Annotated in this window: 16 protein-coding genes and 2 pseudogenes; 9 read left to right on the top strand and 9 right to left on the bottom strand. The window is 56.3% G+C overall.

Annotation, left to right across the window (positions count from 1 at the left end):
• Positions 1-7 precede the first annotated feature (7 nt).
• The 6 genes and pseudogenes from HP547_RS03870 (at position 8) to HP547_RS03845 (ending at position 5,415) form a co-directional block, all read left to right on the top strand.
• A complete protein-coding gene (locus HP547_RS03870) occupies positions 8-241 on the top strand; it encodes a PLD nuclease N-terminal domain-containing protein (RefSeq protein WP_172285565.1) in 234 nt (77 codons plus the stop codon).
• A 33-nt stretch (positions 242-274) separates the two neighbouring features.
• Positions 275-1,599: pseudogene (locus tag HP547_RS03865) on the top strand (SDR family oxidoreductase).
• Positions 1,600-2,108: 509 nt separating this feature from the next.
• The gene (locus HP547_RS03860; RefSeq protein ID WP_172285564.1) at positions 2,109-2,534 is read left to right on the top strand and encodes a low affinity iron permease family protein; all 426 of its coding nucleotides are present in this window, start codon (positions 2,109-2,111) and stop codon (positions 2,532-2,534) included.
• Positions 2,535-2,672: 138 nt separating this feature from the next.
• Positions 2,673-3,077 carry a response regulator gene (locus tag HP547_RS03855; protein WP_172229847.1) on the top strand — a complete coding sequence of 135 codons (405 nt, stop codon included), beginning with the start codon at positions 2,673-2,675 and terminating at the stop codon, positions 3,075-3,077.
• 335 nt (positions 3,078-3,412) lie between these two features.
• Positions 3,413-4,999, top strand: a complete 1,587-nt coding sequence (locus tag HP547_RS03850; protein WP_172285563.1) for a phospholipase D-like domain-containing protein — start codon at positions 3,413-3,415, stop codon at positions 4,997-4,999.
• Positions 5,000-5,016: 17 nt separating this feature from the next.
• Positions 5,017-5,415 (top strand): DUF5329 domain-containing protein, encoded by a 399-nt coding sequence (locus HP547_RS03845; protein ID WP_172285562.1) that lies wholly within the window; start codon positions 5,017-5,019, stop codon positions 5,413-5,415.
• A gap of 210 nt (positions 5,416-5,625) precedes the next feature.
• Here HP547_RS03845 and HP547_RS03840 read toward each other — a convergent pair whose 3' ends face one another.
• From HP547_RS03840 to HP547_RS03830, 5 genes and pseudogenes are all read right to left on the bottom strand, one after another.
• Positions 5,626-5,850 (bottom strand): DUF2188 domain-containing protein, encoded by a 225-nt coding sequence (locus tag HP547_RS03840; RefSeq protein WP_172232880.1) that lies wholly within the window; start codon positions 5,848-5,850, stop codon positions 5,626-5,628.
• Positions 5,832-6,026 carry a hypothetical protein gene (locus tag HP547_RS29480; RefSeq protein WP_172232883.1) on the bottom strand — a complete coding sequence of 65 codons (195 nt, stop codon included), beginning with the start codon at positions 6,024-6,026 and terminating at the stop codon, positions 5,832-5,834. Before HP547_RS29480 ends, HP547_RS03840 begins: the two co-directional genes overlap by 19 nt.
• A 192-nt stretch (positions 6,027-6,218) precedes the next feature.
• Positions 6,219-6,317, bottom strand: a pseudogene (locus HP547_RS29475) (dimethylmenaquinone methyltransferase); the annotation flags it as partial.
• A 48-nt stretch (positions 6,318-6,365) separates the two neighbouring features.
• The gene (locus HP547_RS03835) at positions 6,366-7,580 is read right to left on the bottom strand and encodes an MFS transporter (RefSeq protein ID WP_172285561.1); all 1,215 of its coding nucleotides are present in this window, start codon (positions 7,578-7,580) and stop codon (positions 6,366-6,368) included.
• Between the two features lie 112 nt (positions 7,581-7,692).
• Entirely contained in the window at positions 7,693-8,853 is a 1,161-nt protein-coding gene (locus tag HP547_RS03830; protein WP_256676252.1) for an alpha/beta hydrolase, read from the bottom strand.
• Positions 8,854-8,982: 129 nt separating this feature from the next.
• Here HP547_RS03830 and HP547_RS03825 point away from each other — a divergent pair, with 129 nt between their 5' ends.
• Positions 8,983-9,888, top strand: coding sequence for a LysR family transcriptional regulator (locus HP547_RS03825; RefSeq protein WP_172285560.1), 906 nt, complete (start codon positions 8,983-8,985; stop codon positions 9,886-9,888).
• Here the strand turns inward: HP547_RS03825 and HP547_RS29470 are convergent.
• Both HP547_RS29470 and HP547_RS03820 read right to left on the bottom strand, forming a co-directional pair.
• Positions 9,883-10,209 (bottom strand): hypothetical protein, encoded by a 327-nt coding sequence (locus HP547_RS29470; RefSeq protein ID WP_256676251.1) that lies wholly within the window; start codon positions 10,207-10,209, stop codon positions 9,883-9,885. The two genes, HP547_RS03825 and HP547_RS29470, sit on opposite strands and share 6 nt — an antisense overlap.
• 26 nt (positions 10,210-10,235) lie before the next feature.
• Positions 10,236-10,403, bottom strand: coding sequence for a hypothetical protein (locus HP547_RS03820; RefSeq protein ID WP_172285559.1), 168 nt, complete (start codon positions 10,401-10,403; stop codon positions 10,236-10,238).
• Positions 10,404-10,415: 12 nt separating this feature from the next.
• Between HP547_RS03820 and HP547_RS03815 the strand changes: the two genes are divergently transcribed.
• Positions 10,416-10,598 (top strand): hypothetical protein, encoded by a 183-nt coding sequence (locus tag HP547_RS03815; protein WP_172285558.1) that lies wholly within the window; start codon positions 10,416-10,418, stop codon positions 10,596-10,598.
• Between the two features lie 104 nt (positions 10,599-10,702).
• A complete protein-coding gene (gene chrA, locus HP547_RS03810; RefSeq protein ID WP_172285557.1) occupies positions 10,703-11,911 on the top strand; it encodes a chromate efflux transporter in 1,209 nt (402 codons plus the stop codon).
• A gap of 50 nt (positions 11,912-11,961) precedes the next feature.
• On the opposite strand, the gene HP547_RS03805 is transcribed toward chrA, so the two are convergent.
• Together HP547_RS03805 and HP547_RS03800 are read right to left on the bottom strand one after the other, a co-directional pair.
• On the bottom strand, positions 11,962-12,114 hold the full coding sequence (locus tag HP547_RS03805; RefSeq protein WP_256676250.1) for a TonB-dependent receptor: 153 nt from the start codon (positions 12,112-12,114) through the stop codon (positions 11,962-11,964).
• The coding region (locus HP547_RS03800) for a hypothetical protein (RefSeq protein ID WP_218583462.1) at positions 12,114-12,359 on the bottom strand (246 nt) is incomplete at its 5' end. The genes HP547_RS03800 and HP547_RS03805, both read right to left, overlap by 1 nt.

Genomic DNA, 12,359 nt, shown 5'->3' with positions numbered 1-12,359 from the left:
AATGGTCATGAACGGTGTCGCCAGCTATTTCTGGATTGCCGTAGCGGCAATTCTTCTACTCGTCGACCTGTGGGCCATTGTCAGCGTGTTTCGGAGCGACAAGACAGATGCCGTCAAAGCGGCGTGGGCCCTCCTGATCGTGGCACTACCGCTTGTTGGTCTGGGCATATGGGGCGTTGCTGGCCCGCGAGGAATCAAGCGAGGCACTGGGCCCACTTCTGACGAGCACAGCAAAGGCTGACATTTCTTGGCACCACCTGGAGGGACATGCACAATGGTCGATCAAGCGACAGGTATGAAATCCGGTGAGCGCTACCGTGTGGAAAACATGGAGCGAGCGCATCAGTTTTCAGGATTCTTTCAAGACGGGAAGTATTACCTAGGCCCTGAGCTTCTCACAGCTGTGGGATGGCTCGAAGGTACACGCTTCATCTACGACAGCCTGGATGCTGAAGGTGAACCCGTGTTTCCAGACAAAGAGGCAGGTACGGTCGAAGGCCTGACCTTGAACCTGGTCGATGGCACCGCCCTTGAGCTGTCTCTGGTCGCGGCCGATGAAATCATCGCCCCGTTCGATCACTGCAGCACTGGCAAAGAGCAACAAGCGCCCAGCAGTGGATTCCTGTGAGGGGGCCGCTGCGCGGAAAAGTCGTGGTAATCACAGGGGCATCCAGCGGCATAGGCCGCGCCGCCGCACACGCCTTCGCCTGCAAAGGCGCACGCTTGGTGCTCGCGGCCCGCGATGAAGAAGCGTTATTTGACGTCCTGGATGAATGCACTGATTGCGGGACGGATGCGATAGCGATCATGACCGATGTCACGCACAGTGACCAGGTTCAAGCGCTGGCCGCGCAGGCCTCGGAATTTGGCCACGGACGGATCGACATCTGGATCAACAACGCCGGAGTTGGGGCGGTCGGAAACTTCGAGGATACCCCACTGGAAGCTCACGAACAGGTTATCCAGACCGATCTGGTCGGATACCTGCGAGGGGCCTACGTCGCCCTTCCCTTCTTCAAAGCGCAAGGTAGCGGCATTCTGATCAACACCCTGTCGCTGGGGAGCTGGGTGGCCCAGCCCTATGCAGCGGCTTATTCGGCGAGCAAGTTCGGCTTGCGTGGACTGACCGAGGCGCTGCGAGGGGAGCTGACCGAGTTTCCCGCCATCCATGTGTGCGACATCTATCCAGCAGTCATGGACACACCTGGCTTCCGAGACGGCGGCAACTACACGGGACATGCGCTGACACCGCCAAGCCCCATCTACGATCCCGAACGGGTAGCCAAGGCAATGGTGGCCTGTGCAATCACACCTCGAGCTCACACAACGGTCGGCACTGCTGCTCGCCTCGCGCACCTGGCCAGCTACCTGGTACCAGGTATGTCTTTGTTGTCTGGGTGGGTGACGCGGTGGGGGATAAATCGCAGCCCTTTAGCCGAAACATCCTCAGGCAACCTCTTTGAACCTCCAAGTGGTACGAGGGGGATAGACGGAGGCTGGAGGAAGCCGAAAGACAAAACGCGACTGCTGATCGGCGCAGCTGCGCTTGGAGTCATTGCAGGTTTAACAATCGCCCGCTCACAACGCAGGAAAAACTAGAAAGGCACCATCTGCAGCTGGATATGGACGGAGCGTCTCAGACGACCACGTCCATGCCCAAACCCTACGTCGATCCAATTCTTGAGGGATCATCGTCCCCTGCGACCGCTCTGAGATAAGCAGCATCAGCCTCCAGACGAAAGCTCTATGTCGCAGAGGGTTTTGTTGGTCGAAGACAATGACATCCTGCGCAGGCTAATGGCCGAAGCCGTGACACACTTGGGCTATCCGGCCGTCGAATGCAGCAATGCCCACGATGCCCTCGGTAAGTTAAACGCCTAGCCGTTTGATCTCGTCATTACTGACCTGAACATGCGAGGCACCACAGATGGGCTTGGGCTCGCCAAAACGATCTGGTCAACCAACCCGACCTGCCCGTAGTAATCGTCTCTGGACAACCCGTCACGGAAACATACGGCTGTTCGTCAGACCCAGCAAATGTAAAAAAAGATTTCTGAATGGTTTTGGGGTCAACCGAAACATGCAACGTGTTCAAAAGGAAAAGCATCGTGAAATTCGCGCAGTTCTGCCAATGGCTATCCAAGCGTGCTGGCAGGCCAAGTACCTTCTTCATCGCCGTCGTACTGATTGGAATGTGGGCAGCCTCAGGGCCATGGTTTCACTACAACGATACATGGCAGCTCATCATCAACACCTCCACGACGATCATCACCTTCCTGATGGTTTTCCTGATTCAGAACACCCAAAACCGGGACAATGACATAATCCACCTCAAGCTGGACGAGCTTATTCGGGCGACAAAGTCTGCCGAGCGCTCCGTCCTTGACCTTGAAGCACTGGACAATAAGCAGCTGCGAGCCCTGCGCAAGGAGTATCGGGCGATGGGCGAGAATTGTGATCAGCAAGCAGCAGCAGGCAACCCTTATACGGACGCCGATCCCGCCCAACCCCCCAGCGAAGACGCCATGAGATGAGGTGAAATTTTTTTCAGGCAGTGGAAGTGAATTTTGCCGGTGAAAGCGATGTCGGAATGATATCGCACGTCACCATGCCGCTGGGGCAGATCAAGGACGGATGGCTTTTCCGACGTGCGCTTGAATGCGAGCACCCTGATGATAGAACCACGACTCCCTGATTTCACTTCCTCCGTTCTCTTGGTCGAGGATGAACCCGCTTTGCGAGAACTGATAACCATGCTGCTGGAAGACTTGGGCGCATCCGTCACCGCTCTGGCAACGGCCGACGACGGCATTGCTGCGCTGAAGCTGCAATCCTGGTCGTTGGTGATCACTGATGTCCGGACTCCAGGCGTCGCAACAGGACTCCACCTGGCCTGGATCGCACATAAGGAACTGCCGGATACTGCCATCATCGTATCCAGCGGCTATCACCCTGAAATGGATGAGGCGCTACCCCAGGGGATCCAATTCCTCCAAAAACCTTGGTCGCTGGAACGCTTCATTGAGTGCGTAAGGCCTCATCTCATGAAGGATGTTGATCAACGTCCTGCTGCGTGATGCCAGGGTTACGAGCCAACGCTCGGGACGCCGTGTAGGTGGCCACCACTTCTTTGATCGGGGCCAGCCCGCTGGGGATAGGCGTATATGAAATGATTCGCAATGTTATTTGTATAAAATCTGGCACTAGGTTTCAGATTCCCTGGCTGGTCTAATCGGCGTCATCTATTGCGCACAGGGCCAACGTCGCAGTCTTTGGGAATGAACTACGCTTCAGAAAAAACCGCAGATCGAAGACGCATTGCAGAAGGTCGTTACGGCCGAATGCAGGGTGGTAAGGGAATGGCCATTCTTCGGGATCCGAGACCCACATCACCATCGTCAAGGTGCGCACAGTGAGAATCAAACAGCTCCAGATTGCCGCTCTCTCACTCACGCTTCTCCTTGGTGGATGTACAGCACCCAACACCCCCTACGAACCCACTCAGGCCTTGCCTGCAAACGATTCGGCGTTCGGTCGATCTATCCATACCCAGGTTGCTCCACATCACGGTCAATCGGGGTTCCGCCTATTCCCGGAGAGTGCCGAAGCTTTTGCCGCCCGCGCGGAGCTGATTCGTAGTGCTCAGAGCAGCATTGATTTGCAGTACTACATCGTCCACGACGGTATCAGTACTCGGATACTGCTGAGCGAGTTGCTCCGCGCGGCCGACCGTGAAGTGCGCGTCAGGATTTTGCTCGATGACACCACCAGCGACGACCTCGAGCAAACCCTCGCGACACTGGCGAGGCATCCGCATATACAGATCCGGGTATTCAACCCTCTTCATTTGGGCCGCAGTACCGTCGTGACACGCACGATGGGGCGACTCTTCAACCTTTCCCAGCAACACCGGCGAATGCACAACAAATTGTGGGTGGTGGACAACTGTGTGGCCATCGTCGGTGGGCGCAATCTGGGGGACGAGTATTTCGATGCGGAGCCCAACAGAAATTTTACTGACGTTGACATGCTCAGTGTCGGCCCGGTCGCAGAACAGTTGGGACATAGTTTTGACGAGTACTGGAACAGTGGCCTCAGCAAGCCCATCGAGCAGTTCATATCGTTCAAGCCGACCAGCAGAGATCTGAAAGATCTTCGGACTCGGCTGGTTGCGTCCCTAGAGGAAACTCGCACCCAGAATCATGCGCTCTATCGGCAATTGATGAGCTATACCACCCAGCCACGCCTGAATGACTGGCGCAGGGAGTTGATCTGGGCCTGGAACAAAGCGATGTGGGATGCACCGAGCAAGGTACTGGCAAGTGGTGAACCTGCTCCGCACTTGCTGTTGGCCACCCAGTTGGCACCCGAGCTCAACGGGGTCAACAAGGAGCTAATCTTGGTGTCGGCCTATATGGTACCTGGCCATCCGGCAGTGGTGTACCTGACCCGTCGAGCCGACGCCGGCGTGTCGATCAGCTTGCTGACCAACTCTCTGGAGGCCACCGATGTACCGGCTTCGCACGGTGCTTACGCGCCCTATCGCAAGACCTTGCTCGAGCATGGTGTGAAGTTGTTCGAGTTACGTCGCCAAGCCGGTGGTCGGAGTGATAGCGATACCAGGCCGCATTTCTCTCACAAGGGATCCTCCAGCAGCCCCTCCAGTAGCTCCGACTCCAGCCTGCATACCAAAGCGATGGTGTTCGACCAACAGAAAGCGTTTGTCGGTTCGTTCAATTTCGATTCGCGCTCTTTGCTGTGGAACACCGAGGTCGGTGTGTTGGTTGATGATCCACAGCTCGCCGGACGGATGCGCGAACTGGCTCTGGAGGGCATGGCACCTGCCCTGAGTTACCAGGCCCGGCTGGAAGATAATCATCTGGTCTGGGTCACCGAGGACAATGGCCAACAACGCACGTTGACCACTGAACCGGGGGGCTGGTGGCGGCGCTTCAATTCGTGGCTCAGCAGCACGATAGGGCTTGAAAGGATGCTATAGCGTGGGTAGGACAAATCATGCGCAAGTGGAAGAAAGGCCCCCGGCGGGTCGTCAGCCAACTGATCACGGCAGTGAGTATTTGCGTGATCGCAATCACCGTTGCCACGCGGGTATTCGCCTTATCTCAAACCGCTAATGAAATAAGGAGCCTGCTAGAGTTTGTAGAAAAAAGTGACTGCAGATTTATTCGTAACGGCGCCGACTATTCAGGCCCCAGAGCCCGAGCGCACCTGGAGCAGAAGCTCAATTATCTCGAAAGCAAGAACATGGTGAGAAGCGCGGAAGACTTCATTGACCTTGCTGCAACTAAAAGTAGTGTTAGTGGCCGTGCCTATGAGGTGCGATGCTCAGGAGATGTAGAACCAGCAAGCGTGTGGTTGCACAGAGAGCTACAAAAGCAACGGGAGGTTCGCTGATCTCTACGTGAGCAAGTACCTATATAAGGCGCTGTCATCAACATCTCGTCCATTGCAGGCCTTGCGCCAGAGCTGCTCAACGGTGTCTATGGTGGCAGCAAAGAAATGCTCGAACGCTGCCGTGGAGAAAGCTCGCGAGCAGCCACTTGTACAACCCGTGGCTGCTCGCATCGCCGACCTCGATTTCAAGGTGAGCAGCAGTAATGGTGATCACCCTTTCGAACGTCTCGGATCAGTAGACCGCGGGTAGGTACGTTCTTCCTCAATGGTGCCGTCGGCTTTGTGGATCTTCACCGATCCAGTTTTGCCGTCAAAAAAATCGGCCAGTAAACCCACCAACTCCTGCTTTGTCGAGGCCCGCTTGGAGGCCCGGACAGCGCCTGCTTTTTTGAGCTCCCAACCATCGGGGGTTTGACTCAGATGATAGTTCTCCATTGCCTTGCTCCTCTGACCTGGATGGATTCACCGTCGTCCTCCATGTCTTGCTCGGCCTCGTCAGCATCAGTGGCGTCGGCGTCATTCATGGGTGGTGACGTGGGCTTTACCGGGTCATTGATATAGGGAACGCCACTGGGGCCCTGCTCTTCAGTTCCTGCTGTATTGGGCTGCATAATTAGTCCTCCTGCAGATGTTTGAGGACACACTCACGCCAACGTTCGATCGGAAAAGATATCAGCATTCTGGGTCAATAGCGGGGGTGTTGCGCAGGTGCAGCCTTCCGCTGCTCTACTTCTGCGTGGTTATCCAGCTATCGTGCATCCTCGCAGAAGCGGTGGATGGATTGGCACGCCGCACGCAGCGAGGAACGGTTGACCTACTGAAGGCGTAGTCGCCTTGACGGTACCCTTGACCGATATACCCCGCCCGAACACTGGGAAGCCATGCGCTTCAAGCGCGGCGATGGGGTCACCTGGATGGCCCCATCGCCCTTGGTCCTCATAAGCTCATGCTCAGCAAGATACTTGCGATCGCGATGTGAGAAAGGTGAGGAATGCCGCGACCAAAAGAATAGCCGCGCTCGCGATGAACGTGCTTCGGTACCCGCTCGCGTCGAACAGCACACCGCCCACTGTTGAGCCCAGTGCAATGCACAACTGAACGACAGCTACCATCAAGCCACCGCCGGCCTCAGCGTTGTCTGGCATCGCTTGGGCTACCCAGCTCCACCATCCAACAGGAGCAGCTGTGGCCATCAGGCCCCACAGCCCCAAGAGCACTGCTACAGGAACGACCCAGGCCCCCATGGGGATTAACGTGAGAGCGATTACCGCCATCAAAATCGAGATAATGATCAGGGTTCGGTAGAGTCCCCTTTTGAGGAAAGTGCCTATCAAGGCGGTGCCGATGAAGCCCGCCACCCCGATGACCAGCAGAACGAGCGACAGCGTGGTGATACCGACATGAGTCACGGTTTCAAGAAAGGGTCGCACGTAGGTGAACAGAGCAAACTGGCCCATGAAGAACGCACCACTGGCAGCCATGCCCAATGCTACAGGCCGCTTTCTGAGCAGTCTGAAAACATTGCTGGAGGTGGCGCGACGTGGAGCAGCTCTCATGGAGGGCAAGCTAAACCATTGCCAAGCCAGAACCATAAGGGCGACGGGTACCAGTGCAAGAAAGGCACCGCGCCATCCGACCATAGCGCCCAGATAGCTTCCCAATGGGGCGGCAATGACCGTTGCCAGAGCGTTACCGCTGTTGAAGATCGCAAGCGCTTTAGGCACCTGTTCACTGGGTACCAGCCTCATTGCCGTCGCTGCGGACATCGACCAGAAGCCCCCAATGACAACGCCAATAAGCGCGCGACCGACCATATAGACCAAGTAATTCGGAGCAAAAGCGACAACTGCGCCTGAGACGCCCATCAACGCGGTGAAGCCCAGCAACATCGCCTTTCGATCCATACTGCCGGCGATCCACGTGATCGACAGGCTTGTGAGAACCGCGAAGGCACCCGAAATCGCGATACCTTGGCCCGCCATGCCTTCGGTGATATGGAGGTCAGCAGCGATGGGTGTAAGCAGACTAACCGGCATGAATTCGGATGCGATGAGCGCAAAAACACAGAGGGTCATTGCGAATACGCCGCTCCAGTAGGCGCGCGGCTCACCGTAAGTTTTTGAGGTCGCAGAGCCTGACGTGGCGCTGCTCATTTGATTTGTCATGGATTCCTCGCTGTGTGTACCAACGGGCTGACGCAACTGACCGCGCCCATTCAAAGACTGGGCGTCCTTGTCATTGGCGCCAGGCGTGTTTCAGCTCGTCAGGGGCTTACGTTCAAGCCAGGTGCTGCTGGAAGAATGCTGTCAACTTGTCGAAAGGGATCTTGTCCATGCGGTCGTACAAATCCACGTGATCCGCATTGGGGACAATCAACAGCTCTTTAGGGTTCGAGGCTGCCTTGAACACGTCCTCGGAGTAATAACGCGAGTGAGCGTTCTCGCCAGCGACCAGTAAAATTGGGCGTGGAGAGATCATTTCGATGTTCGCGTACATTGGGAAGTTGAAGAACGACACGGGAGTGGTTGCCGTCCACGCCGTTGTCGAATTAACCCCTCTGGGGTGGAAGCCGCGAGCAGTACGGTAGTAATCGAAGAATATCGCCAATACCGGGTTCGGATCTTTCGGCAGCGTTTCTGGCAATACACGCTGGCCCTTCACGATGTTGCCATTCTCATCAAACGGTACTTCGTGGTAGCCCAACGCAGGCTTGCCAAGCTGTGCATCAGCCCAACGCTGCTGGCTCAGGTAGTCGACCACCTGGTGGCGTTGCTCTGTGGTGTAACTGTCTTTGTAGCTTCGGCTCATGCTACGGGACATGTCGTACATCGATGCAGTGGCGACCGCTTTGATTCGGGAGTCGCTTGTGGCTGCAGTCAGTGCCATCCCGCTGTAACCACAGATGCCAATGACGCCAATGCGGTTTCGGTCGACGTAGGGCAGCAGCCCCAAGAAGTCGATAGCAGCGCTGAAGTCTTCGGTGTTGATATCGGGGGATGCGATGTTTCGGGTTTCGCCACCGCTTTCGCCTGTAAACGAAGGGTCGAAAGCGACTGTGACAAAGCCGCGCTCAGCCATCACCTGAGCGTACAGACCGCTGGCTTGTTCTTTGACAGCCCCGAAGGGGCCACTGACTGCTAACGCTGGCAGTTGCGTGCCTGCCGTGTTTTTCGGGCGGTACAGGTCGGCCGCTAAAGTAATGCCATAGCGGTTTTTGAAAGCTACCTTCTGGTGGTCGACTTTGTCGCTCTTGGGAAAGGTTTTGTCCCACTTGCTGTCGAGCTGCACGCCGCTTGTGGCAAAGGCACCATCAGGAAGCGCTGCACCCACGCTAATCGCTGCAATTCCGGTGCTGGTCATCCTCAACAATGTGCGACGCCCAACACCAGGCTTTACTACGTCCGGGTGATCTAGAGGGATTTCAGTAGGCTCGGTCATTTGGCAGTCCATATGCGACCCGTTGATGATGACTACAATGGTCTGCTCCAATAGCCCATCTGACTAGCTACTTAATACTTACAAAACCTATAAGCTAGGCTAATCAATAATCTGTGCGATACTTGCGGCATGGCCAAACGCAACTTCAACGATCTGCTTTCATTCGTCACTGTCGCCCGCGAGAAAAGCTTCACGCGTGCAGCTGCGCTGCTGGGCGTGTCCCAGTCGGCCCTAAGCCAAACCGTGAGTGGCTTGGAAGCGCGCTTGCAGATTCGGCTCCTGACTCGTACTACTCGCAGCGTCTCACTGACCGTTGCGGGTGAGCGCCTGCTGAATGCCATCGGGCCCCGTTTTGATGAGATTGAAGCCGAGCTGGACGAGCTGACGGATCTGCGAGACAAACCAGCGGGAACGGTAAGGATCACAAGCGGTGATCACATCTTGCGCACGACCTTGCTGCCCAAGCTCACGCCTTTTTTGCTTGAACACCCCGACATAAACATCGAGTTTGATGTGAGCTACGGCCTCCGGGATATCGTCAGCGACCGCTTCGACGCAGGTGTTCGTATGGGCGACACGATCGACAAGGATATGATCGCAGTGCCCATTGGCCCACAGCTACGCATGGCCGTTGTTGCCTCTCCGGCGTACTTCGCGGAACACCCGAAGCCAAAAACACCCAAAGACCTTATCCGCCACAGATGCATAAATCAGCGGATGCAGAGTTCAGGGGGGCTCTACGTTTGGGATTTCCAGAAAAGGGGCCGACAGGTGAATGTCCGTGTGGATGGGCAACTCACGTTCAACACCTCACCTAATATCGTCGACGCTGCAGTTGCAGGATTAGGTGTTGCCTGGCTTCCCGAAGAGGAATTTGCTCCTCACCTGAAAGATGGGAAGCTGGAGCGTGTGCTGGAAGACTGGTGCCCCCCATTTGCGGGCTACTACCTTTACTACCCAAGCCGTCGCCAACCCTCACCCGCTTTTACCTTGGTCGTTCAAGCTTTGCGGTACCAATTCCAGGCCGTCCTATGAGCTTTCCTGATCTGGCAACGAGCGGAACCACTGAGCGTACGGCGTGTTATCAGCTTTATAGCGGTTGTAGTCCGGGCTTCCGTCGCTCCACCATACAGGCCCCCTCTCCCCCAATGCCACCTTCGCTTGATTTACCGCTACTCGAGCGATACGCATCTGAACTGCATCGCTTGATGCCTTCGCTTCCTTCACGGCTCGCCTAGCTTTCATCAGGTCGTGCACCAAGTGCTGACGCTGTTCGTCAGAAAGCGCGGGATTGCTGCAGCGCCAAAGCTGGCCTTTAACTACGAAATAGCGACCGTCTGGTGTCGTTGGATGCATAGTACAGACTCGTGAGCGGATACCTCTCAGACAACCGAATCGCGCCAGGGGCTGCAAAAGGTATTTTTGCCAAAACTGAAGGCGTAGTCGGAAGAGTACAGCGCCGCACGTGTTTTGGAATGAACGTTCATGGCCCATCCCGACTCCACCTGATGCTCTCGCAGGAACGAGGGCAGCACCTGCGATTTTTCCAAGGAGACGGAACCATGAGCCTCACCCTGCGTTGCCTGAAATGCGATGGAAAGCAGCTCGTTCAGCCGATCAGACTGCATCGCAAATCACTGATTACCTGCAGAGGCTGTGGGACCATCAGTCATCACGGCGATCTTGTCGAAGCGGCAGGGCTGCGCCTCATGGCCAAGCTCAAGCAGCAGCTGAAAGCTGGTTAAATGCCGCATGTATTTCATCTAGGTCCCCACCAAGGCAATACGATCCCCTAAAATTGGCTTTCTCCAATTACGGGTATGTGAAAGCTCTCAATGGATCATCCAGTATGACCACCAGCCGTCAAGCCGACCGCAGCCCGTGGGCTGTCTTCGTGATTTTCCTTCGCCTGGGGCTGACATGCTTTGGTGGGCCTATTGCGCATCTTGGCTATTTCCGCAATGAGTTTGTGGTGCGACGACATTGGCTGAGCGAGCGTAGCTACGCTGATCTGGTTGCCCTTTGCCAGTTTCTACCGGGGCCAGCCAGCAGCCAGGTGGGGATCGCATTGGGGCTTTCACGTTCTGGCTACTGCGGCGCATTAGCCGCCTGGCTGGGCTTTACCCTCCCCTCGGCGATTGCCATGATCCTCTTCGCACTGGGTATCGCCAGTTATGGCGCTGCCATGCCCGCCGGGGTGTTACACGGTTTGAAGGTGGTTGCAGTGGCGGTTGTTGCCCAAGCGGTATGGGGTATGGGTCGCAATCTTTGCCCCGACCCACCTCGTATCACGATCATGATGGTTGCCACCTGCCTTGCGTTGTTCGTCCCGTCTGCTATCGGGCAAGTCGGGATCATTCTTGTCGCCGCGATGACTGGCCTGTGGCTCCTGAAACCTCAGCCATACGACACCCATGAGCCGTTGCCCATTTCTGTGAGCCGTCGCGCCGGGATTTTGTGGCTGGCGCTGTTCTTTGCGCTGTTATTAAGCCTCCCGCTCCTGACGAAACTCTCGGCGAGCCACGGTTTGTCTCTGGTGGACGCCTTCTACCGGACCGGGTCGCTGGTATTCGGAGGGGGGCATGTGGTACTGCCACTGCTGCAGGCGGAAGTCGTCACACCTGGTTGGGTTGATGCCGATGTATTTCTGGCTGGCTACGGTGCAGCGCAAGCTGTTCCAGGGCCACTCTTTACCTTTGCAGCCTTTCTGGGCGCCTCGATGAACCAGGCACCCACCGCTTGGCTCGGGGGCATGATCTGCCTGGTCGCCATCTTTATACCTTCATTTTTACTGATAGCTGGTGCCTTGCCTTTCTGGGAGAGCCTGCGCGGCAATACCCTCATGCAAACAGCTTTACAGGGAACAAATGCGGCCGTAGTCGGGCTGTTGCTGGCCGCTCTCTACCGGCCGGTATGGACGAGCGCAATACTCACTCCACAAGACTTCGTCCTCGCCATTGTGGCCTTGATCGCGCTCATGTTCTGGAAGTTGCCGCCATGGCTGGTAGTGCTCGGCAGCGGCGTTCTCGGGGGACTTCTGACGTCGGTGAAAGTGTAAGCCGTCACGACTGCGCAGCGCCAGGCATCACGCCTGGCGGCGCCTTGGCCCTACAATTTCCAGTCCAGGCTGACCATCATTGTCCGTGGCTCACCTTGGTAAACACCGTTGTAGAATCCAACATTGTTGTAGTAGTGCTCGTCAAAAAGGTTCTTCACGTTGACCGACGCTGCCAAGGGTTCATCGATTTGATAACGTGCCATCAACCCCACCACCGAGAACGCCTTCTGGCCGAGTTAGCCAACTTGAAACTGTCGCTCTGCCAATCCAGGCTCGCCCCCACGGTGAGTACCGGGGTCATTTTGTAAGTGCTGGAGAAGCGCACCAGGTTCAATGGCTGCTCGGTGTTTCTTCTCTTCTTTTCAGCGGTGGCGGCGTGGGTGTAGCTGTAGCCCAGGCTCATTTGCCAATCAGTCATCACCTCGCCCGCAACCTCGGCCTGGAAACC

The sequence above is a fragment of the Pseudomonas sp. CM27 genome (assembly GCF_013179515.1).
Lineage (GTDB): Bacteria > Pseudomonadota > Gammaproteobacteria > Pseudomonadales > Pseudomonadaceae > Aquipseudomonas.
Note: the sequence above shows the minus strand (reverse complement) of the source record. Positions and strands in the feature narration are given on the sequence as shown.

What these genes read in the sequence shown, in the direction of transcription:
- HP547_RS03835 (WP_172285561.1), bottom strand. Translation starts at nt 7,580, where the DNA reads ATGACAAATCAAATGAGCAGCGCCACGTCAGGCTCTGCGACCTCAAAA.
- HP547_RS03825 (WP_172285560.1), top strand. Translation starts at nt 8,983, where the DNA reads ATGGCCAAACGCAACTTCAACGATCTGCTTTCATTCGTCACTGTCGCC.
- HP547_RS03805 (WP_256676250.1), bottom strand. Translation starts at nt 12,114, where the DNA reads ATGGCACGTTATCAAATCGATGAACCCTTGGCAGCGTCGGTCAACGTG.
- HP547_RS03830 (WP_256676252.1), bottom strand. Translation starts at nt 8,853, where the DNA reads ATGACCGAGCCTACTGAAATCCCTCTAGATCACCCGGACGTAGTAAAG.
- HP547_RS03855 (WP_172229847.1), top strand. Translation starts at nt 2,673, where the DNA reads ATGATAGAACCACGACTCCCTGATTTCACTTCCTCCGTTCTCTTGGTC.
- HP547_RS03815 (WP_172285558.1), top strand. Translation starts at nt 10,416, where the DNA reads ATGAGCCTCACCCTGCGTTGCCTGAAATGCGATGGAAAGCAGCTCGTT.
- HP547_RS29480 (WP_172232883.1), bottom strand. Translation starts at nt 6,026, where the DNA reads ATGCAGCCCAATACAGCAGGAACTGAAGAGCAGGGCCCCAGTGGCGTT.
- HP547_RS29470 (WP_256676251.1), bottom strand. Translation starts at nt 10,209, where the DNA reads ATGCATCCAACGACACCAGACGGTCGCTATTTCGTAGTTAAAGGCCAG.
- HP547_RS03840 (WP_172232880.1), bottom strand. Translation starts at nt 5,850, where the DNA reads ATGGAGAACTATCATCTGAGTCAAACCCCCGATGGTTGGGAGCTCAAA.
- chrA (WP_172285557.1), top strand. Translation starts at nt 10,703, where the DNA reads ATGACCACCAGCCGTCAAGCCGACCGCAGCCCGTGGGCTGTCTTCGTG.
- HP547_RS03870 (WP_172285565.1), top strand. Translation starts at nt 8, where the DNA reads ATGAACGGTGTCGCCAGCTATTTCTGGATTGCCGTAGCGGCAATTCTT.
- HP547_RS03845 (WP_172285562.1), top strand. Translation starts at nt 5,017, where the DNA reads ATGCGCAAGTGGAAGAAAGGCCCCCGGCGGGTCGTCAGCCAACTGATC.